The 18,779-nt window shown below is 52.6% G+C and carries 13 protein-coding genes; 6 read left to right on the top strand and 7 right to left on the bottom strand.

Translation table 11 applies throughout. The features are described 5' to 3' along the window. Nucleotides 1-13: 13 nt before the first annotated feature. Entirely contained in the window at nt 14-892 is an 879-nt protein-coding gene (locus DCC81_RS18635; protein WP_108688080.1) for a polysaccharide biosynthesis/export family protein, read from the bottom strand. A gap of 71 nt (nt 893-963) precedes the next feature. Continuing rightward, complete coding sequence (locus tag DCC81_RS18630) at nt 964-2,916, bottom strand: polysaccharide biosynthesis protein (RefSeq protein ID WP_108688079.1); 1,953 nt, start codon at nt 2,914-2,916, stop codon at nt 964-966. A gap of 1,052 nt (nt 2,917-3,968) precedes the next feature. Between DCC81_RS18630 and DCC81_RS18625 the strand changes: the two genes are divergently transcribed. Beyond that, nucleotides 3,969-4,967: a helix-turn-helix domain-containing protein gene (locus DCC81_RS18625; RefSeq protein ID WP_108688078.1), complete on the top strand. Its 999-nt coding sequence runs from the start codon at nt 3,969-3,971 to the stop codon at nt 4,965-4,967. A 268-nt stretch (nt 4,968-5,235) separates the two neighbouring features. Here DCC81_RS18625 and DCC81_RS18620 read toward each other — a convergent pair whose 3' ends face one another. Beyond that, nucleotides 5,236-6,600: a hypothetical protein gene (locus DCC81_RS18620; RefSeq protein ID WP_108688077.1), complete on the bottom strand. Its 1,365-nt coding sequence runs from the start codon at nt 6,598-6,600 to the stop codon at nt 5,236-5,238. Between the two features lie 88 nt (nt 6,601-6,688). Beyond that, nucleotides 6,689-7,087 carry a hypothetical protein gene (locus tag DCC81_RS18615; protein WP_108688076.1) on the bottom strand — a complete coding sequence of 133 codons (399 nt, stop codon included), beginning with the start codon at nt 7,085-7,087 and terminating at the stop codon, nt 6,689-6,691. Between the two features lie 250 nt (nt 7,088-7,337). On the opposite strand from DCC81_RS18615, the gene namA reads away from it, so the two are divergent. Further along, nucleotides 7,338-8,399: an NADPH dehydrogenase NamA gene (namA, locus tag DCC81_RS18610; protein ID WP_108688075.1), complete on the top strand. Its 1,062-nt coding sequence runs from the start codon at nt 7,338-7,340 to the stop codon at nt 8,397-8,399. A gap of 431 nt (nt 8,400-8,830) precedes the next feature. Here namA and DCC81_RS18605 read toward each other — a convergent pair whose 3' ends face one another. Further along, the gene (locus DCC81_RS18605; protein WP_108688074.1) at nt 8,831-9,133 is read right to left on the bottom strand and encodes a KGG domain-containing protein; all 303 of its coding nucleotides are present in this window, start codon (nt 9,131-9,133) and stop codon (nt 8,831-8,833) included. 389 nt (nt 9,134-9,522) lie between these two features. Between DCC81_RS18605 and DCC81_RS18600 the strand changes: the two genes are divergently transcribed. The 4 genes from DCC81_RS18600 (at nt 9,523) to DCC81_RS18585 (ending at nt 14,958) form a co-directional block, all read left to right on the top strand. Next, nucleotides 9,523-9,819 (top strand): YgaP family membrane protein, encoded by a 297-nt coding sequence (locus DCC81_RS18600; protein ID WP_108688073.1) that lies wholly within the window; start codon nt 9,523-9,525, stop codon nt 9,817-9,819. A 25-nt stretch (nt 9,820-9,844) separates the two neighbouring features. Continuing rightward, nucleotides 9,845-10,024 carry a hypothetical protein gene (locus DCC81_RS18595; protein WP_108688072.1) on the top strand — a complete coding sequence of 60 codons (180 nt, stop codon included), beginning with the start codon at nt 9,845-9,847 and terminating at the stop codon, nt 10,022-10,024. Between the two features lie 423 nt (nt 10,025-10,447). After that, complete coding sequence (locus DCC81_RS18590; protein ID WP_108688071.1) at nt 10,448-14,056, top strand: response regulator; 3,609 nt, start codon at nt 10,448-10,450, stop codon at nt 14,054-14,056. 101 nt (nt 14,057-14,157) lie between these two features. Next, nucleotides 14,158-14,958 (top strand): PhzF family phenazine biosynthesis protein, encoded by an 801-nt coding sequence (locus DCC81_RS18585; protein ID WP_108688320.1) that lies wholly within the window; start codon nt 14,158-14,160, stop codon nt 14,956-14,958. An 81-nt stretch (nt 14,959-15,039) separates the two neighbouring features. Here DCC81_RS18585 and DCC81_RS18580 read toward each other — a convergent pair whose 3' ends face one another. Together DCC81_RS18580 and DCC81_RS18575 are read right to left on the bottom strand one after the other, a co-directional pair. Beyond that, nucleotides 15,040-15,744: an NUDIX hydrolase gene (locus tag DCC81_RS18580; RefSeq protein WP_108688319.1), complete on the bottom strand. Its 705-nt coding sequence runs from the start codon at nt 15,742-15,744 to the stop codon at nt 15,040-15,042. A gap of 73 nt (nt 15,745-15,817) precedes the next feature. Then, entirely contained in the window at nt 15,818-18,514 is a 2,697-nt protein-coding gene (locus DCC81_RS18575; RefSeq protein WP_108688070.1) for a TonB-dependent receptor, read from the bottom strand. Nucleotides 18,515-18,779: the final 265 nt, after the last annotated feature.

Below are 18,779 nucleotides of genomic sequence, written 5' to 3'. Positions count from 1 at the left end.
AACTTTCTACTTCCTATTTAATCCTTGTCAACAATACGATCGCCAGCGTAGTTACCGCGGTGATGATCGAGATCCTTCTAACCGCAGAAACATCGGTGCCGGTCACCTTCTGCTTGTTCGGTTCTACATACACAACGTCTCCCTGTTTCAGGTAATAAAAAGGGGAAGTGAACAGGTTACTGTTATTCAGGTCGAAGCGTGCAAATTGTTTCTGGCCATTTTCCTCGCGGATCACCATCACGTTTTCGCGACGGCCGTAAATGGTCATATCCCCCGCCATGCCCAGGGCATCCAGCAGGGTTACTTTTTCGGAGGGCATAATGTAAGTAGAGGGGCGATTCACTTCACCAAGAACAGTGATCTTAAAATTGGCCAGTCTCACGTTCACTACCGGGTCTTTATAGAATTGTGCGGCCTTCTGGCGTACCAGTTCCCGCACTTCGTCAGTGGTCTTGTCTTTCACCTGCACCTTACCAACCAGGGGCAATTCAATATTGCCGTCATGGTCTACCAGGAAGCCACTTACTGCGCTGCCGGTATTAGGTACTACTGCCGCACCTGTGCCGCCACCGGGAGTGCCGGATGCCGCACCGGAACCAGCCAGTGGCCAAGATGCGCTATTAGGCTGATTGATCGCCATGGTAGCGCCAGGGTCCAGCGTCTGTACGGTTATCTGCAAAATGTCATCTACCTGTACCGTAGGGCTTTTATATACTGCTTGTGCTACTGCTTTACTGGTTAACGAATCCGGTACATCCTGGAAATATCCCATTCTTTTAGCGGAGCTGCAAGCCACCATTGAAAAAACAACTGCGATAATAATAGTGGTACGGATAAATACTACACCTTTCGCTTTGGCAAAAGCGTGCGTTCCCCAACTGAAAAATTTCATAAACTTGATAATAGTTTTAGCTCGTTGCTGCCCTGGCAAAATACATGCCATGCAGCCTGCTTCTGGCGTAATTATAAAGCGATCTTATCGTTTTTGTTCTGGTCCAGTTGTTCATACGCGGAGTTCTTGCTCAGGAACTCCGGCACCAGCTGCTTCATGCGCGCCACAGTGGGCATTACGTAATGTTTGCTGGCGCATTCTATCAGTTCATTGATCTGCTCAGACACTTCGCCAAAGTCATATTCCCGTACGGTTGCTATCATTATTTTTTCATGGTATGTAGGCAGTGTATTCTCTGCATTATTCAACAATTCTTCATACAGTTTTTCGCCCGGTCTCAGCCCCGTAAAAATGATCTTCACATCGCGCCCTAACTGGCGGCCAGACATCCGGATCATCTTCTTTGCAAGGTCCAGCACCTTCACGGGCTGTCCCATATCAAACACGAAGATCTCTCCCCCATTGCCCATGGCACCAGCTTCCAGCACCAGGCGGCAGGCTTCGGGGATGGTCATAAAATAACGGGTAATATCGGGGTGTGTAACGGTAAGCGGACCGCCGCTTTCCAGCTGTTTCTTAAACCGCGGGATCACAGAGCCATTGGAGCCCAGTACATTCCCGAAGCGGGTGGTGATGAAACGCGTAGGCGGTGCACCATACACCGGTCCGCCCTTGCGGTATACGTCCTGTAAATGCCTGTCGTATGATTGGGTGAAGATCTCCGCAATACGCTTGGAAGCCCCCATCACATTGGTAGGGTTCACCGCTTTGTCTGTGGAGACCATCACAAATTTTTCCACTTCATAGGCTACGGCCGTTTCCGCAAGAATGCGTGTACCTAACACATTGTTCATTACTGCCATGGACGGATGCTTTTCCATCATGGGCACGTGCTTGTAAGCAGCGGCATGATAAACCACCTTGGGCTCATACACTTCAAACAACTGCTGGATGCGGATCCTGTCGCACACATCAGCTATGTACGTGATCACCGGCATGGACGGATTGCTTTCTGCAATTTCCAATTCCAGTTCATGCAGCGGTGTTTCTGCCTTATCACAAAGAATCAGCACAGAAATGTCGTATTTCATCAACTGGCGGGCTATCTCGCTCCCAATGGAACCTGCCGCGCCGGTTACCAGCACGCCCTTGCCTTTCAGTTCACGGGCCAGTTCCTGGTTTTTAATATCGATCACAGACCGTTCCAGCAGGTCTTCAATACGAATGTCTTCTAACTGTTGAGGGCTCCAGCCCTGGTTCACCCAGGTAGATACGGCCGGCACTTTCTGGATCTTGAGGTCCAGCGCCAGGCAATCATCCACCAGTTTGTTCAGCGCTTCCGGCTCCATATGTTCTTCCGCCACGATGAGCAGCTTCACCTTCTCCTGCTTTACCATACGGGCCAGCTGCAAGCGGCGGGTACCATAAATGGGCAATCCATACAGGCTTTTACCAACACGGGTTGTATCGCTTTCCAGGAAGGCCACTACTTTAATATCAGAGGTCACATCATCCTGGATGGCCTGCTTCACCATCAGGCCGGAGTGCCCGGTATTATAGATGGCGGCGCGCGTAGTCTGGTTCTTGGAAGACTGTATAATAAAGGAGTACAAGCGCTTTACAGCCATGCGGTAAGTCAGCATGAGGAAGGTGACAATAAAGAAATTGATCAGCACTACAGAAATAGGAAATGCGCGGCCACTCTGGTTAAACAGGCCGGAGTAGTCTATATAAAAATAGAACAGCGTGGCCATAAGGTTCACGGTAGTGATGCGGCCAATGTCTGTTATGCTGGTATAACGTACCACACCAGTGTAAGTACGGAACAGGAGGAATAATACAAAGGAAGTGATGCCTACAATCTCCCCGATCTGCAGCAATGGATAATTAAAAAAAGCATCAAAGTCGAAATTGAGACGGAGCGCGAAAGCGGCATATACGGAAAAAAGGGCACAGGCAAGATCCAGCAGCAGGATAATCCAGGCTGGGGAAATGCGGTTTCTAAAAACGATCGGCTTGGTCATATAAAGAAGCATAGTTGCCAGGTGTAGCGCACACAAGGACCCGTCATCTTCAGAAGGCAAAAGACAAGGCAATGCGGCACTTACAACGTAGCACGTTGAAGGTGTAACTGGTAGAAAAAAGGTAATCCTACTCCGTAATGTGCACGAAGCATTTCATAAGGCTAGGAGAAAGGAAATAGAACAAGTGTAGCTGTTAGATCAATCGGTAAATGACAGTCCTACGTAGCTTCATAGTGATCGATGGTCATTGATGCTCTTCAGTCGCGTAGCAAACAACACGGAGGAGACGTGTTGGTCAAAAGCTGTGTCACAATTATCAATACATTCATCCTTCAATTGGCTCCGGTCTGAGTAATTAATAATAAATACAATCTGATAATAATGCTCGCTTTAGTTTCCTGCCGAACTAATGATCTCCGGCAGTTTTGTTGATTTAAAGAGACAAACATGGTACCAGTTATTCAAGAGATATGGTGCTTTGCAATATCGTTAATTTAAAATTAACTTTCATTCGTTTTTTTTAAATATTTGTTATTGCTTGTGCATCCTCGTTAAACAAATACTATACCAAGGTTTAGCCGGACCTAACAATAAACTTACGCACTTTTATCACATATTTATTAATCATAATGCAACGATTTCTGTTATACTTCCCCCTGGCTCCGCACCCGCCCGCCTGGCCCTTTGCTGCAAAAGAGCCTAAAATTGTTGTCTTAATACCACGTTCCGTTGCATTAAAGCACTAAAATGGAGAATTATTTATGGCTGACATCGCTATCAGTCCGGCAGGAATCCTTTACAATTAGTTAACGGATAAGCCCTGATTACCGTGCCAGATGGTGCAAAACCCGTTGATAAATATTCCATAAATGACGCCTCCATGTCGAAAAAAGTCGCCTTTATGTGCATGAGGCCGCCATCTAAAGCTAAGCACTCCTTATCCATTTTATCTATTCTCACTGTTGCGGTGCGCCGGCTGGCATACTGAAGTGAAGGTACAGTTGCGTACTGTAATTTGGCAGGACCCCATTCACCATTAAAACGATCAATCTATGCTATTGCCGTTAACCTACGGGGGCCAGGGAATCCGGTTCGACACCCTGCTACCCGCCCATTGTGAGCGGTACCGTATTGCGCACACCACGCTGAACGCCGCACAGGCACCAGGCCTCACTATCCTGATGCAGACCTCCCAATTGCCGCACAGCCAGATCACCCTTACCCACCTGCTGGCCAATGAGCCGGTGGAACTGCCCTTCCAGGCCAGTAAACAATGCGCCGTGATGCTTTTTGCCCTCAAAGGCAAGCTGGAGTTCCGGCTGGACCAGGGGCCGGATGTGCACCTGCAACATGTGCATTATAACCTGTTCCGCATGGACCGCAGCAGCGGGCACCTGCTGCTGCCCAGGGGCAAACACATCCTGCTCACCATCGCCTTTGACCGGCACTACCTGCCGCAGTACACTGCCAACTTTCCCTCATTGCAGGCCTTCCAGGAAACATCCTTCCCCGGCTGGCAGCCCCTGTACGCCCGCCACCGCACCATTGCGCTGGACATGCAGCGCACCATTGGCAGCCTGCGCCACTGCGCTTTTGAAGGCGCTGCCCGCGACTATTTCCTGGAGGCCAAGGTGGTAGAACTGCTAATGATGGCGCTCTATGAAACCCCCGAAAACGCAGCACCCCGCCAGCTCATGGTGCTCAAAAAACGGGACCAGGAAATGCTGGCCAGCGCCCGGAACCTGCTGCTGGAAAATATGGATGAGCATATCAGCACCCTGGAACTGGCCCGCCGCATCGGTATGAACGATTTTAAACTGAAACGTGGTTTTAAACAACTTTTCGGCACCACTATCTTTGAGTTTGTGACCGTTGCCAGGATGGAAGAAGCCAAACGCCTGCTGCGGGAAACGGACCTTCCCATTAAACGCATTGCCGCCGGCGCCGGCTATAAGAATATGAGCAACTTCATTGCGGCCTTCAAAAGGAGGAATGGCATCCCGCCGGGGGATTTTAAAAGGAAGAGCTATCAAATGGCAATGGGCGCCTGACGTAGTATCCATCCATATACCGGGTCATCAACCAAGCTATAAAAAGACAATATCCAATCCTGCTCATCTACACGTCTGGCGGAGGCGTAGCGCGGATTGGATATTGTTATTGGTGGGCCGGCAACGGTTATGTGCACCGCCAGGGCCTTGGAACGCGATCTTTTAGTTTACAGGGATGATGCAATAGCAGTTGTATGCATCACTTTGGAAATTGAAATTTGATGTTATGATTTTCCTGAAGGTTGAAATTGCTTCCTGGAAACTGAACTTACATCTTCCCCGGATAGATCCTCAGGAACACCTCTCCTGACCAGGGATTTTTTCCGTACAGGTTATTCAACCGGTTGTCTGCCGCATAGCCGGTGGCCTGGGCACCCGCGGCTACCCGCATATGGCCCACGTTAAGTATATCACGATTGAAGCCCAGGGTGAGCGCGTTTACAGGAAACACGGCATCATGCGGGAAACTACCTTCCAGGTTAAGTTCTTCCACATCTTTCTGCACAAACTCGTAGCGGGTGTATAACGCCCATTTTTGCAGGCGCAGGGCGGCTTCCAGCAGGGCGGCATTCTCTCCATCGTGGTCCTTTACTTTATTCAGGCCCCAAAGGGCGGTGACATCCAGCTGGCGGGTGTCGCCCAAAGGTTTGCTGTAGATGGCGGAAGCCGTGGTGCGGTGCACGTTCTCATCCGGGTGCAGGTCCTCGGGGCCTTTGATGTAACCATGCGATACCTGCAGGCTCCAATTCTCGCTGGGTGCAAAGGACAGGCGGCCGCTGTACGAATCAAAGCGCATGCGGTCAAAATTATAACGGTGTTCATCCGGCTCGCGGCCCGTGAAGCTGGAGACTTCCAGTTTCCATTTATCATACCGGTAGCCAATGGTGGCCACCCCGAAAGTGATGTGGGTACCATCATTCCAGTGGTGGCTCAGTGGGGCATCCGGGTCATAGGCCGCCGAGGGGCGATGCATGAACGCTACAGAGCCCAGGGCCGGCTCGCCGGGGTAACCGAAGTAAAAGGTGAGGTCTGATTTTTCATTAAAGGAATACGTATAGGCAACAGACAGTTCAGAGAACAGGTCGTGCGGGTGCTGATAGTCTACCAGGGGCTGTCCCTTATAGCTTTCACCCGTCTGGAACAGTAATGGGTAGCCATGGTTGCCGCCTATGAGCGCATCCAGCGAGAACATACTGCTAAAGCTGAACAGCCCTTTCTTCCCGACTTTGGTCTGGCCCATGAACATAAACCAGTTGGGCGCATCCCACTTCTCTCCGCCCCTTACGCCCTGGTGGCTTACATCCTGGCGCCCGTACCGCGGATAGATGCTTCCGTGCAGCATATACATCCACTTCTTAGACATGAACATATAACCATACATGGGCGATGCATCCGGCAGCCAGCCGGTACCCGAGCCATTGCGGTTCATGGGCAGGTGCAGGGAATAAGCGTGGCCCATGGGCATGGACATATCTCCCATGTCCATATTCATGTCCATGGCGGGTTTGCCGGTATCTGTAGCATGCTGCATGGAATCTGTTCCCATATGCATGTGTTGCATATCATGTTGTGCATTGGCCGCCAGGCCGGAAAAAAACAGCGCGGTAAATAATAGTACAAGCTTGCGTTTCATATTTGCAGGTCTTTTGTGTAATGAAATGAAATCATGCGCCAGCCAGGCATAATGCCTGCCGGCAGATCGGGGTGATACAACAAAAAGATCAGATCCTGAAAACGCAGTTGCGGAGGAATACCGGCACATCCGGCCCCGGTGGCCGCTGTGCAGGCAAATAGCCGCCAGCAGCAGGTACTGCCGCTACAGCGGGAGTATAACGGTAACGGTTATACGGTAATATAAAAGGCAGTAATCCAGGCAGCTCCGGCAGGCTGTGCACCGTGGCAGGGGCTTGCTTTTCTGACACCGTGCAGGCAGGAACATCCTTGCAGCACCCGCCGCCTGCTTTCTTTTGCATGCCACAATTAGGACAGGTATTGCCGGTACGGTCTTCACAAAAATCCCACCCGGTCAGCTTTCCCATGCAATAGTGCAAATGCACGGTGGCCCCGCTGGCCGTACCCAGGTAAAAGAAGGTGAATAAAAGTAGCAGGGCGCTTTTCATAAACCAAAGGTAGGATTCGTTTTGGAGACCTCGTTATATAATGATGAAACGTTGTTGCATAATTTTTTGTTCAAGGCACAGCGCACAATGTATTAGGTAACATTATCATGTAATCCAGCGGCAACCCGGTTTGATCGGGTGCGGTGGTATATTTTTTTGTGCGATCATTATACTTTGTACATTGTACACGGTTCGCTGTACAATTTAATACCTCGTACACTTTTTGCGGAGCAAACACAAAAACAACAGCATGGCACTTCTCTTTTCCCCCTTTACTATGGGTTCACTGACCTTGAAGAACCGCATCGTGGTATCGCCCATGTGCGAATACTCCAGCTATGATGGATTTGCAAACGACTGGCATTTAGTACACCTGGGCAGCCGCGCTGTGGGCGGGGCGGGCCTGGTGATCACGGAAGCGGCGGCGGTGCTGCCGGAAGGGCGCATCACCTCCCACGACCTGGGGATCTGGAAGGATGACCATATTGAATTCCTGAAACGCATCACGGATTTTGTGAAGGCCCAGGGCGCGGCAGCCGGTATACAACTGGCCCATGCCGGCCGCAAAGCCAGTACACAGCGGCCCTGGGAAGGCAACAGCAAAGTACCCGAAAGCGAAGGTGGCTGGGCGCCGGATGCACCGAGCGCAGTGCCTTTTAAAGAGGATTACCCCATACCGGTGGCGCTGGACCTGGCAGGCATAGACCGCGTTACCGACGCCTTTAAGCTGTCAGCAGCACGCGCGCTGAAGGCAGGTTTCCAGGTAATTGAAATACATGCGGCACATGGTTACCTGCTACACGAGTTCCTCTCCCCTTTCAGCAATGAGCGCACGGATGATTATGGCGGCAGCTTTGAGAACCGCATCCGCCTGCTGCTGGAAGTAGTGGCAGCTGTGCGTACGGTGTGGCCGGCAGACCATCCCTTGTTTGTGCGCATCTCCGCTACAGACTGGGCAGAGGGAGGCTGGACCATTGATGATTCGGTGAACCTGGCGGCGATCCTCAAAACCAAAGGGGTAGACCTGGTGGACTGCTCTTCCGGTGGCAACCTGCCCAAGGTGAAGATCCCTGTAGGCCCGGGCTACCAGGTACCGTTTGCGGAGGCCGTGCGCAAAGTAGGCATACCCACCGGCGCTGTTGGTATGATCACGGACGCCATACAGGCAGAGTCTATTTTGCAGGAAGGCCAGGCAGACCTGGTGATCATGGCCCGGGAGCTCCTGCGCGATCCCTACTTTCCCCTGCGTGCGGCCCACCAACTAGGCGCCCATGTGCAATGGCCGGTCCAGTATGAGCGCGCCAAGCTGTAGACCGGCCCGCTGGTCACCGTGTCCCAGCGGCCTCAATTGTAGAATTTTGTGGAGAATACTTCACAGCTGTACCCGCCAGGTGGGGCAAGCACTTGGAGAAACGGTGGTCAGCCAGCCGTTACACGGCCGCTTTACTGTAAATAGGAGCAGTCTGTTTAAGTAGCGCACATAAGCACCCGGCCACAGGTAGTGGCCTCACCCGTACAGGAAGTAAATGGTCCCTAAATAAAAAGCCCGCCTGCGAAGGCATCACGTGCCGGAACCCAGGGCTCCTTTACGCAACCTTACACGAAGCGAGGCATTGGAATAGTCAGGACAAGAACACGGCGGCAGCAGGCAGCCGTAAGGTGATCAGCAGCGCATAAGTTGGTCACTACCCTGCTACGTTGCAAGTAGTTTGCAAGGTAGCGTGAGCAGTGACCAATAAAAGCTTATTGCTGATCGTCTGACTGATGCTGTTGGGCTTGTCTTTTCTTACGGTTCTGATGGGCGGCTTCCCCGCCTTTGCGGCCTATTTCCGCCATGTGGCGGGAATCGCGGCTTACGGCCATACCGCCTTTACGTCCTGCGGCACGGGCCTCTTCAGAGTCGAACTGGTGCGCAGTACCTTTGGCATGTGCAGCCTGGCCGCCTTTGCTAGCTATTGCCCTTTGCTTTTCAGGGTCCATGGCTGCAAAGCCGCGGTGAGAAGTTTTACTTGCGTGCTGCTGTGTACCTACGTTACTGTTATTCATGATGTTTAAGTTTTTTGGGTTACGAAGGAAAATGTGAACATTCGCTGCAGTAGTATTCGAAAAACGCGTTTACATTAGAAAAACCGCCAAGAACTATGCCATCACCATATTTGGGCCGATGCGGCAGCTACCGGTTTACGGGGCTATATATAGGAGTACGCCGGCAGGATTCCTTCCAAATATGCAGATATATACCATATCTAATTGTGTCTTTGCGGGGAGCCTCATCCCCACTGCCATCCCCATTCTACAATTAGTCGAATTTTAAAATATCACTAATCGAATATGTGTAGACAAATGCCATTCAGCTTAAAACCCCGCTACTGACCATTATAAACGCCTGCTCCGCAGCTTCAGCAGGGTTTTAGCAGTGAATCCCATAAAAGCATATGATCATTACCAGGCACAGCTGTAGCAGACAATTATCTCCCGCCGGGGACCTGCCACCCCGTGAAAAGGAGCCCAACCTGGGCAAAACCAGCCGCGTCGTGTCCGTATCCGTGGGCGCGGCCATGCTCGTCAAAGGGCTGGTGCAACTGGAAGATAAACCGTTCCGTAGCCTGTTCCGCCTGGTCATAGGCGGTTACCTGCTGTGCCGGGGTATCAGCGGCCACTGCCCTGTCACTGAAAAACTGGACGACACCGTAGACAAGGCAGCAAACCTGGCCGCCAACACTTTCGCATAACCATTTCTCACATAAAACACATCATATGAAACACATGAACATCCTTGCCCTGGCCCTGCTGCTGGCCACCGGCACCGGGTTTGCCGCAGCAGCCCACCAGGACAGCACTTACCGGCAAGACACGACCAAAGTGCACAAGAAAACCACCAAGACGTCCAAGATGCACAAGAAAATGCCGAAGGACAGCACTAACACCAAACCCTGAGGCACTTAAAACAGCTGCCGGAAAAACGCTTTACAGCCGCCGCTCTTCCACCCGGGCTTCGCACCCACCGGAAGACCGGCGGCTTTTTTCATGTGGAGAGGCACCATTTTTGCGGTGGTCCCCGCCTGCACCAGGCGCTGATTTTTAACCACTACGGGTGTAACCGCCCTTGTTTACCATTGATCATTTAACCATTAGCCGCCAGCCGGGTAATTGTTGATTGCAGCAAGGGGCTGCGCTGACCACAGCGCCGGGCGCTTAACTTTTAACTTTTGCTAAAGCGATTTACTTTTTAACTATTAACGCCTTATTTTTAACCATTACACAATTGACCAATAACGGTAAAGATTATACGATAATCGCTACTGCTGGTACCATTAACGCCCTATACCTGGCATCGAATTTTAAAAATCACACGGTTCAATGAACAGTACTTTCAAGCGAAACTTAGTTATCGGCTTCGGATTGTCCCTATTCCTGCTGCTGGTAAGCTCCATTGCCTCTTATACCAGTATACAGAATTTGCTGCGCAGTGCTTACTGGGTGGACCATACCAACCAGGTAACGCTGGGATTGGAAAATGTAAAGAACTTCCTGGAAGGTGCGGAAACCGGCCAGCGGGGCTTCCTGCTCACCGGTGATGGCGATTTCCTGGAACCCTTCAACGGGGCGTTTGACAGTGCCCGCGCCAACATCAGGTATGTACGGAACCTCACTACGGATAACCCACCCCAGGTGGTAAGTTCCAGACAACTGGAACTGCTGGTGGACCAGTTATACCGGCTGCAGATAACCATGATGGAAGACCACAAAGCCGGCCACCCGGTGAACTATGACAGCCTGCGCAAGAGCAAAATGCTGATGGATAATGTGCGCGGTATTATTGCCACCATGGAAACCCGTGAGCAGCACCTGATGGGCGAACGCACGGAGCAAATGAAAAAGTTTGCCCTGTATACACCTGCCTTTATCATCCTGGCCGCCCTCCTCTCCCTGGTGATCACCGTGTTCTTTTACATCCGCGTGCAGCGCGACTTTGCGGAGAAAGAAAAAATGCAGTCCGCCCTGCAGCAAAAGGATGTGGAGATGGCCAAACGCATTGGCATTATCCGCGACATTGCCGCTACCATCGCGGCTGGCGATTATGCCGTGCGTGTGAGCGATACGGAATCTGATGCGCTGGGCAATGTGAGCGTGGCCCTCAATTCCATGGCCAACTCCCTGGAAACTTCCTTTACAGACCTGGCCAATAAAGAATGGCTGCAAACCGGCGTAGCGACTCTCAATAACAAAATGGTGGGTGAAAAAGATGTACAGAACCTCACCAGCCAGATCATAGAATTTGTAACCACTTATATACACGGCATTGCCGGTGCGCTGTACCTGCTGAATGCGGAAGACATGCTCTTCCTCAGCGCCGGCTACGCCCTGGACCGCGAAGCCAGGGAACGCAGGCTGCGCCTGGGTGAAGGCCTGGCCGGCCAATGCGCCCGAAGCGGGGAAATGATCCAGCTCAATGACATTGAAAGCAGTGATATCCGCGTGCGCATAGCCGGTGGTGAACTGAAACCCCGCTACCTCATTGCCCATCCCGTGTTCCATGAGCACCAGGTAAAGGGCGTGCTGGAAATTGCCTCGCTGACACCCTTCACTGAAAATGATCTTAACTTCCTGCAAACGATCTCGCACAACATAGGCCTGGTGATCGTAGCGGCAGAGAACCGCAACCGCATGCAGGAACTGCTGGAAGAAACCCAGGCACAGGCCGAAGAGCTGCAAAGCCAACACTCGGAGCTGGAAAACATTAACGCGGAACTGGAAATGCAAACCCAGCGCCTGGCCACTTCCGAAGAAGAACTGAAAGTGCAGCAGGAAGAACTGCAACAGGCCAACCGCGAACTGGAAGAACGCTCCAAACTGCTGCAGGAACGTAACCAGGTGATCCTGGAACGCAACCTTGAGATACAACGCAAGGCCGAGGAACTGGAACTGAGCACCCGCTATAAATCTGAGTTCCTGGCTAATATGAGCCACGAGCTACGTACCCCGCTCAATTCGATTTTACTCCTGTCGCGCCTCATTGCAGAAAATAATGAAGGCAACCTTTCCAAAGACCAGGTAGAAAGCGCGGAAGTGATCCAAAGCTCCGGCAAAGGCCTGCTGAACCTCATTGACGAGATCCTGGACCTCTCGCGCATAGAGTCCGGCAAGATGGAACTGGAATATACAGAAGTGCCCATCAAGGCGGTGGCGCAGGATATGCAAAGCCTCTTTGCCCCCATTGCCAAAGAAAAAGGCCTGGCATTTAATATTGCCACAGACCCGCTGCTGCCGTCTCTCATGGAAACGGATAAAATGCGCCTGGAACAGATCCTGAAAAACCTGGTGTCCAACGCGCTGAAATTTACCGCCGCGGGCAGCGTAACCCTCACCTTTTCCTCCCTGCCCGGTGATGCCGGCAGCGTGAAGATAGCCGTGCGGGATACGGGCATTGGCGTGCCGGTGGACAAACAGGCCGTGATCTTTGAAGCCTTCCAGCAGGCAGACGGCGGCACCCGCCGCAAATATGGCGGTACCGGCCTTGGACTGAGCATCAGCCGTGAACTGGCCAAACTGCTGGGTGGGGAAATACACCTGGACAGCGTACCGGATGAAGGCAGTGAATTCAGCATCATCATTCCCCTGCGCAAGCCGCGGGATACTGACGGTTACGCGCCCCCTGCACCTGTCACCAACACTACAGCCCCCGTGGCCGGTACTCCCGCGGCCAGTGGCAACGGCAGCGCCCACATTGCGCCCCGCCTCACCGCCGCGGTGATCCCACAGGATGTGCCGGACGACCGTAACAATATTACGCCTCATGATAAGATAGTACTGATCGTGGAAGATGATACGGCCTTTGCCAATGCCCTGCTGGCCTTCACCCACCAGCGCGGCTTCAAGGGCCTGGTATCTGTGCGCGGTGACCTGGTGATGGAAATGGCACTGCAATACAAACCTGCCGCCATCCTGCTGGACATTGTGCTGCCGGTAAAAGATGGCTGGGAAGTAATGGCCGAGCTGAAAGAAAACCCGCAAACGCGCCACATCCCTGTACACATCATGAGCTCCATGGAAGTGAAGCGGGAAAGCCTGCTGAAAGGCGCGGTGGACTTTTCCAACAAGCCTTTCCAGATGGAGCGCATGCAGGAAATTTTTCAGAAGCTGGAAGATGTGCTGAGCCGCCATCCCAAGAAAGTGCTGATCGTGGAAGAGAACATCAAGCACGCCAAGGCACTTTCCTATTTCCTCGATTCTTTTGAAGTGCAAACAGAGATCACGCACAGCATCAAAGACAGTATCAGCGAATTGATGAACCCCGACGTGAACTGTGTGATCCTTGATATGACGCTGGCAGACAAGCAGGCCTACGAGGCACTGGAACCCATCAAACACAATCCTGGCCTGGAAAACCTGCCTATCATCATATTCACAGGCCGCAACCTTTCCAAATCCGAAGAGAACCAGATCAAGCAATATGCAGACAGCATCGTGGTAAAGACCGCCCACTCTTACCAGCGTATCCTGGATGAAGTGGCGCTGTTCCTTCACCTGATCCAGGAAAAAAATGACCTGTACAAGAACACCAGCAACCGCCACACCACGCTGAAGGAAGCACTGGAAGGCAAAACGGTACTGATCGCAGATGATGATGTGCGCAACATTTTCTCCCTTACCAAAGCGCTGGAGCAACATAAGATGAAGATCATCTCCGCGCTGGATGGCAAGGAAGCCCTGGTACAACTGGAGCGCAACCCGCAGGTGGACATTGTGCTCATGGATATGATGATGCCCGAGATGGATGGCTACACCGCCATCAAGGAGATCCGCCAGCAGCAGCGCTGGAAAGGCCTGCCGGTGCTGGCAGTAACAGCCAAGACCATGAACGGCGACCGGGAGAAATGTATTGAAGCCGGTGCATCGGATTATATTTCCAAACCGGTGGATGTGGACCAGTTGGTGTCGTTGCTGCGGGTGTGGCTGTATGAGTAAAAGGAAGTGGCGGGCAGCTGATCTGATAGGGTTCACTTTGCCCGCATCTGTACCCGTTGTATATGCCGCGTATGCCGCATTTTTGCAAAAACAACAATGCTATGCAAGCCATTCCTTTCTACCAGGTAGATGCGTTTACCACCCTGCCTTTCAAAGGCAATCCCGCGGCAGTGTGCCTGCTGGAAGCCCCCCTCCCGGATGCCACGATGCAGGCCATTGCCATGGAGAATAATTTATCCGAAACCGCCTTCCTGCTAAAAGAAAATAACGGTTACCGCCTCCGCTGGTTCACGCCCACCAGCGAGGTAAAGCTATGTGGCCACGCTACCCTGGCAAGCGCGCATGTGCTCTGGGAACAGGGACTGGCGCCGGTTTCAGCGCCGTTGCATTTTTATACCCTCAGCGGGGAGTTGCTGGCCAGCCGCACACCAGATGGCGCCATTACGCTGGACTTCCCGGTGGCGGAAGGACAACCCGTTACACTGGGCGAGCGCCTGCAGGCGGCTATCCCGGCGCGGATCGTGCACGCCACTTTTCATAAAGACCGGTATGTAGTGGAACTGGAAAATGCAGCCGCGGTGGAACAGTTGCAGCCGGACTTCAGCGTATTTAAGCAGGAAGGGGGTGTGATCATTACGGCCCGCGGTGCGGAAGGCTCGGGATATGATTTCATTTCCCGCTTCTTTGCCAGTCATTTGGGCATTGATGAAGACCCGGTGACAGGATCGGCACATTGCTGCCTTGCCGCTTACTGGGCGCCGCTTTTAGGCAAGACGGAGTTCCTCGCCTACCAGGCATCGGCACGTGGCGGGGAGCTACGGGTGGTGCTGAAGGGTGAGCGGGTATTAATGACCGGCCATGCGGTAACAGTGATAGCGGGAAAGCTATTGAAATGGTCGTAACCATTCCTTGCAGCATGATGCAAAAGGCCTGAAATGCTTTACTGATAAGCATTCCAGGCCTTTTATAATATAACAGGTATTTTATTTCAGCTTTCCCGGGTCAGAGATAAAATTAAGGAAGGAATGGAACTTCTCCTGGTACCGGCGTTTGTCCAGCTTGTAGTAATAAGCGCCCTTCTTGGAGGTTTCTTTGTCCTTTTCCTTTTGCTTTACCAGCAGGCCGGTAGAGAGGATCTTGCGGCTGAAGTTGCGTTTATCAAAAGTGGTTTCATATACCGCTTCGTAGAGCTGCTGCAACTGCGGGATGGTGAAACGGGCCGGCAGCAGTTCAAACAGGATGGGATGGATGGCTGCCTTGTAGCGCAGGCGGTCCTTGGCCTGTTTTACCATTTCATCATGGTCGAAGATGAGCCGGGGCGTTTCCTGCAGGTCAAACCAGGCGGCCTGGTAATCGTTGCTGAGCTGCAGCTTATATTGATTGATATCGATGAGTGCAAAGTAAGCGATGGACACGGTGCGCTCCTTGGGATCGCGGTCCGGGCGGCCAAAGGCGCCCAATTGCTCCAGGTATACCCCTTCCAGGCCGGTGAGGGTCTTAAGGATACGGGCCGCTGCCACCGGCAGGTCTTCATCATGCTGCACAAAGCCACCCATGAGGCTCCATTTGCCCTTTGCCGGCTCAAAACTGCGCCTGATCAGCAATTGCTGCATGCTATTACCATCAAAACCAAAGATGATGCAATCCACCGCTATCAGTACGTGCTTTTGGCGGGTATATCCTGTCATAACGTAGTAATTCAATTGAACTACGAATATAATAAAAGCACGCACTTCCGTTCCTTTTTTTCCAGCACCGGCATCAGAAGCCAAACTTGTCGAACCGGTAGGAAAAAGACAGCATACAGTAGCGGGACAGGCGGTTGTTGCGGGTATCGGTGATCACGGCGCCATTCACGCTATGATATATACCGGTGTTTTCGTTGAGCAGGTCAAATCCCTGGAAGCGCAGGGCGCCCCGGTTGCCTTTCAGGAACTGGCACTCCACGTACATATTCAGTACTGTAGGATTGGCCCCTACCCCGCTGCTTAAGCCACTGTTCACTGACTTGGTGGCATTCCATCCCAGGATCATGTGCTTGCCGATGTAGTGCCTGGCATATAGCTCTACAAACAGGGTATTGGTGGTGGTATTGAAACCGCCGGTGGTGCTGTAATGCACGTTGTTGCTGTTAAAGCCGCCATTGGCTTCAATGTCCATCAGCCTGGGCAGGTTCAAACGCAGGCGCAGGCTTTGATTCCAGCTGGTGTTGGCACTGCGCTGCGCCAGGTCATTCATGTAGGAAATATTGTTGCCATAACTTACCGTGCCACTATACGTGAACGTCAGCTTGCGCTGCCACAGCGGCTGGGAGAAGTTGTAGTACACGTTGGCCGAGCGGGCGCCGTCTGCATTGACGTAGCGGATTTCCTGGATCACGGTGCTGCCCATGCCCGCCAGGTGGGCGGAGTCGTTGAGGATGTTAGCCACCACGCTGTTGTTCGTAAGGCTGCCGGTCATGCCCACAAAAAAGGAGTTGCCCTTCTGCACGTTAAAGCTGCGGTAGTTCAGGCTCACCGACTGGCTGAAACTGGGCTTCAGGCCGGGGTTCCCTACAACAGGATATTGGGGATTGGTGAGGTCTGTAACCGGCATCAGCTGCATAAAACCCGGCTGGCCGGGATTGCCGGCATAGGAAAAAGAAAACGACCTGCTGTTGCTCACCTGGTAGGTATAGTGTATGTTGGGACTGAAAGAGAACTGGGGCGTGCGTGTGGTGAAATCCGGGTGGGTAGAGGCGCCGGAAAGCACCTGTGGCAGGGCGCTCAAACCCAATAGCAGCCTATGTTTGGTACCACGCAGGTCGTAGCGCAGGGAAATGCGCTGGGACAGGAACGTATAATGGTAACTGTTACTCTGGGAGTCTACCCGTGTCTTCACATCGTCCGGGTCTATGTTCCAGGTTTCCCGGCTGGAGGTGTTGTTGTTCCGGGAGAAATTATAGGCCAGTTCCAGTACACTGGTCTTACCCACGGGCTCCGTGTACGAAAGACTGGAACTGAAAATATTGCTGCCGGCGGGTGCATGCACCTGCTGGTGCAGGGCAGTGTCCATGGCCAGGCTGTCCACGTAATCCAGGTGCGTGAGCGTGCGCACGTCCTGCTGGCTGGTCATGGTGTTATTGCCATAGGTAAGGTTGATGTTAAAATTGCGCCCCTTCTTCCGGAAGCGGTGGTTATACATCAGGGAAGCGTTGACACTGGTATTATCATTATCGCTGTAATTAGTATTGGTGCCATCAGAGATCTTTACCGGGTGCAGGTTATTCTGGGCAATGTGGAACTGGCTAATGCCTTCCGTCTCTCCCCTGCTCCGGTTGAAGCCCGGCGAAAAGCGCACCTGGTTCAGCGTATCCGGCTTATATTCCAGGTTGTAGTTGATGGCATAGCTGCGGTTATGACCCGTGTTCCGGTTCTGCTGGTTGTTCACGTTCACATAACTGCCGTCTATGGTCTGCTGGGCGGTGGTGCCGGTTACCAGTGACCTGTTTTCCGCGTAATTAATACTGCCATAACCGGTCAGTTTTTTACTGAAGGCGTCGCGGTAATTGAAGCCCAGGTTGTGCACCGCGTTACTGCCGTCGCTGCCGCTGATGCCGCCGTTGTCCCCAAAGCTGAAAAGCCCGGCGTTGCTGTTGTTCATATCGCCGGAGAGCGATAGCTGGCGGTCGCCTTTGAAGCGGCTTACATTCAGGCCGCCCAGGTGCAGGTTGCCTGTGCCGGCGCCCGCGGTGGCGGTCCCAAAAACACCACTGCTTTTGTCTGGTTTCAGGGTAAGGTTCAGCACTTTCTGGGGCTCCCCAACCTTGATGCCGGTAAGATTTGCCTGGTCTCCATAGTCGTCTATCACCTGCAGTTTTTCAATGATGCTGGCGGGCAGGTTTCTCAGGGCCTTGGCCACATCTGCCCCAAAATAATCCTTGCCATTGAGGCGCACCCGGGTCACTTCCTTGCCCTGGGCAGTCACCTTTCCGTTGTGGTCCATTTCCACCCCGGGCAGCTGGCGCACTACTTCACTCACGTTACTGCCATCCCGCACCTGGTAGGCCGCAGCGTTGTACTCCACGGTATCGCCATGGAAGGTAACCGCCAGTGGGCTGCCCCGCACCGTGACGGCTTTCAGCTGTTGTATATCAGACCGCAGCACAATGGTGCCCAGGGTGGCAGCGGTATCGGTGGGGGAAAAACTATAATCGTGTTTAAAGCCTGCATAGCTCATCATGAACACGGTGATATTAAAGCGGGGCTCTGTAACGTGGGGCATCTCAAAACTACCGTCATCACGGGTGATGGTGCCCGTAGTATCGCGGGGGCTTACCAGGCGGATGGTGGCGCCGGGCAATGCCTGGCCGCTGCTATCGCGCACCTGCCCCCTTACCACGCGGGTAGTGGTTTGGGCCCGGGTGGGAAGTCCGGCCAGCAGCAGGGTTACAAACAGCAAAAGCCTGTAGCAATTCATAAAGTCAGCTTTTTAACGAAGCCGTTGGCAATAGATGCATGGGTCTCCTGATCATTAAACATACATGGTACTGCGGAACATCCGTCATTTTTTTTTGTGTGTGCACTACGCCTGTACAATGATAAGCAAACAGGGAGTACCGTTACTGCAGCGAAATTATTTCGCTAAGTTGGAATTGGTTAACTGTTAATGGCCAGTGGTTAATCATTAATGGTTAACGGTCAATGGGTAATAATTGACGATCAGCGTTGATGATCATGGCGGG

This window comes from Chitinophaga parva, assembly GCF_003071345.1.
Taxonomy (GTDB): domain Bacteria; phylum Bacteroidota; class Bacteroidia; order Chitinophagales; family Chitinophagaceae; genus Chitinophaga; species Chitinophaga parva.
Note: the sequence above shows the minus strand (reverse complement) of the source record. Positions and strands in the feature narration are given on the sequence as shown.

Excerpts from the sequence above, each read along its gene's own strand:
- DCC81_RS18635 (WP_108688080.1), bottom strand. The coding sequence starts at position 892 with ATGAAATTTTTCAGTTGGGGAACGCACGCTTTTGCCAAAGCGAAAGGT.
- DCC81_RS18630 (WP_108688079.1), bottom strand. The coding sequence starts at position 2,916 with ATGACCAAGCCGATCGTTTTTAGAAACCGCATTTCCCCAGCCTGGATT.
- DCC81_RS18625 (WP_108688078.1), top strand. The coding sequence starts at position 3,969 with ATGCTATTGCCGTTAACCTACGGGGGCCAGGGAATCCGGTTCGACACC.
- DCC81_RS18620 (WP_108688077.1), bottom strand. The coding sequence starts at position 6,600 with ATGAAACGCAAGCTTGTACTATTATTTACCGCGCTGTTTTTTTCCGGC.
- DCC81_RS18615 (WP_108688076.1), bottom strand. The coding sequence starts at position 7,087 with ATGAAAAGCGCCCTGCTACTTTTATTCACCTTCTTTTACCTGGGTACG.
- namA (WP_108688075.1), top strand. The coding sequence starts at position 7,338 with ATGGCACTTCTCTTTTCCCCCTTTACTATGGGTTCACTGACCTTGAAG.
- DCC81_RS18605 (WP_108688074.1), bottom strand. The coding sequence starts at position 9,133 with ATGAATAACAGTAACGTAGGTACACAGCAGCACGCAAGTAAAACTTCT.
- DCC81_RS18600 (WP_108688073.1), top strand. The coding sequence starts at position 9,523 with ATGATCATTACCAGGCACAGCTGTAGCAGACAATTATCTCCCGCCGGG.
- DCC81_RS18595 (WP_108688072.1), top strand. The coding sequence starts at position 9,845 with ATGAAACACATGAACATCCTTGCCCTGGCCCTGCTGCTGGCCACCGGC.
- DCC81_RS18590 (WP_108688071.1), top strand. The coding sequence starts at position 10,448 with ATGAACAGTACTTTCAAGCGAAACTTAGTTATCGGCTTCGGATTGTCC.
- DCC81_RS18585 (WP_108688320.1), top strand. The coding sequence starts at position 14,158 with ATGCAAGCCATTCCTTTCTACCAGGTAGATGCGTTTACCACCCTGCCT.
- DCC81_RS18580 (WP_108688319.1), bottom strand. The coding sequence starts at position 15,744 with ATGACAGGATATACCCGCCAAAAGCACGTACTGATAGCGGTGGATTGC.
- DCC81_RS18575 (WP_108688070.1), bottom strand. The coding sequence starts at position 18,514 with ATGAATTGCTACAGGCTTTTGCTGTTTGTAACCCTGCTGCTGGCCGGA.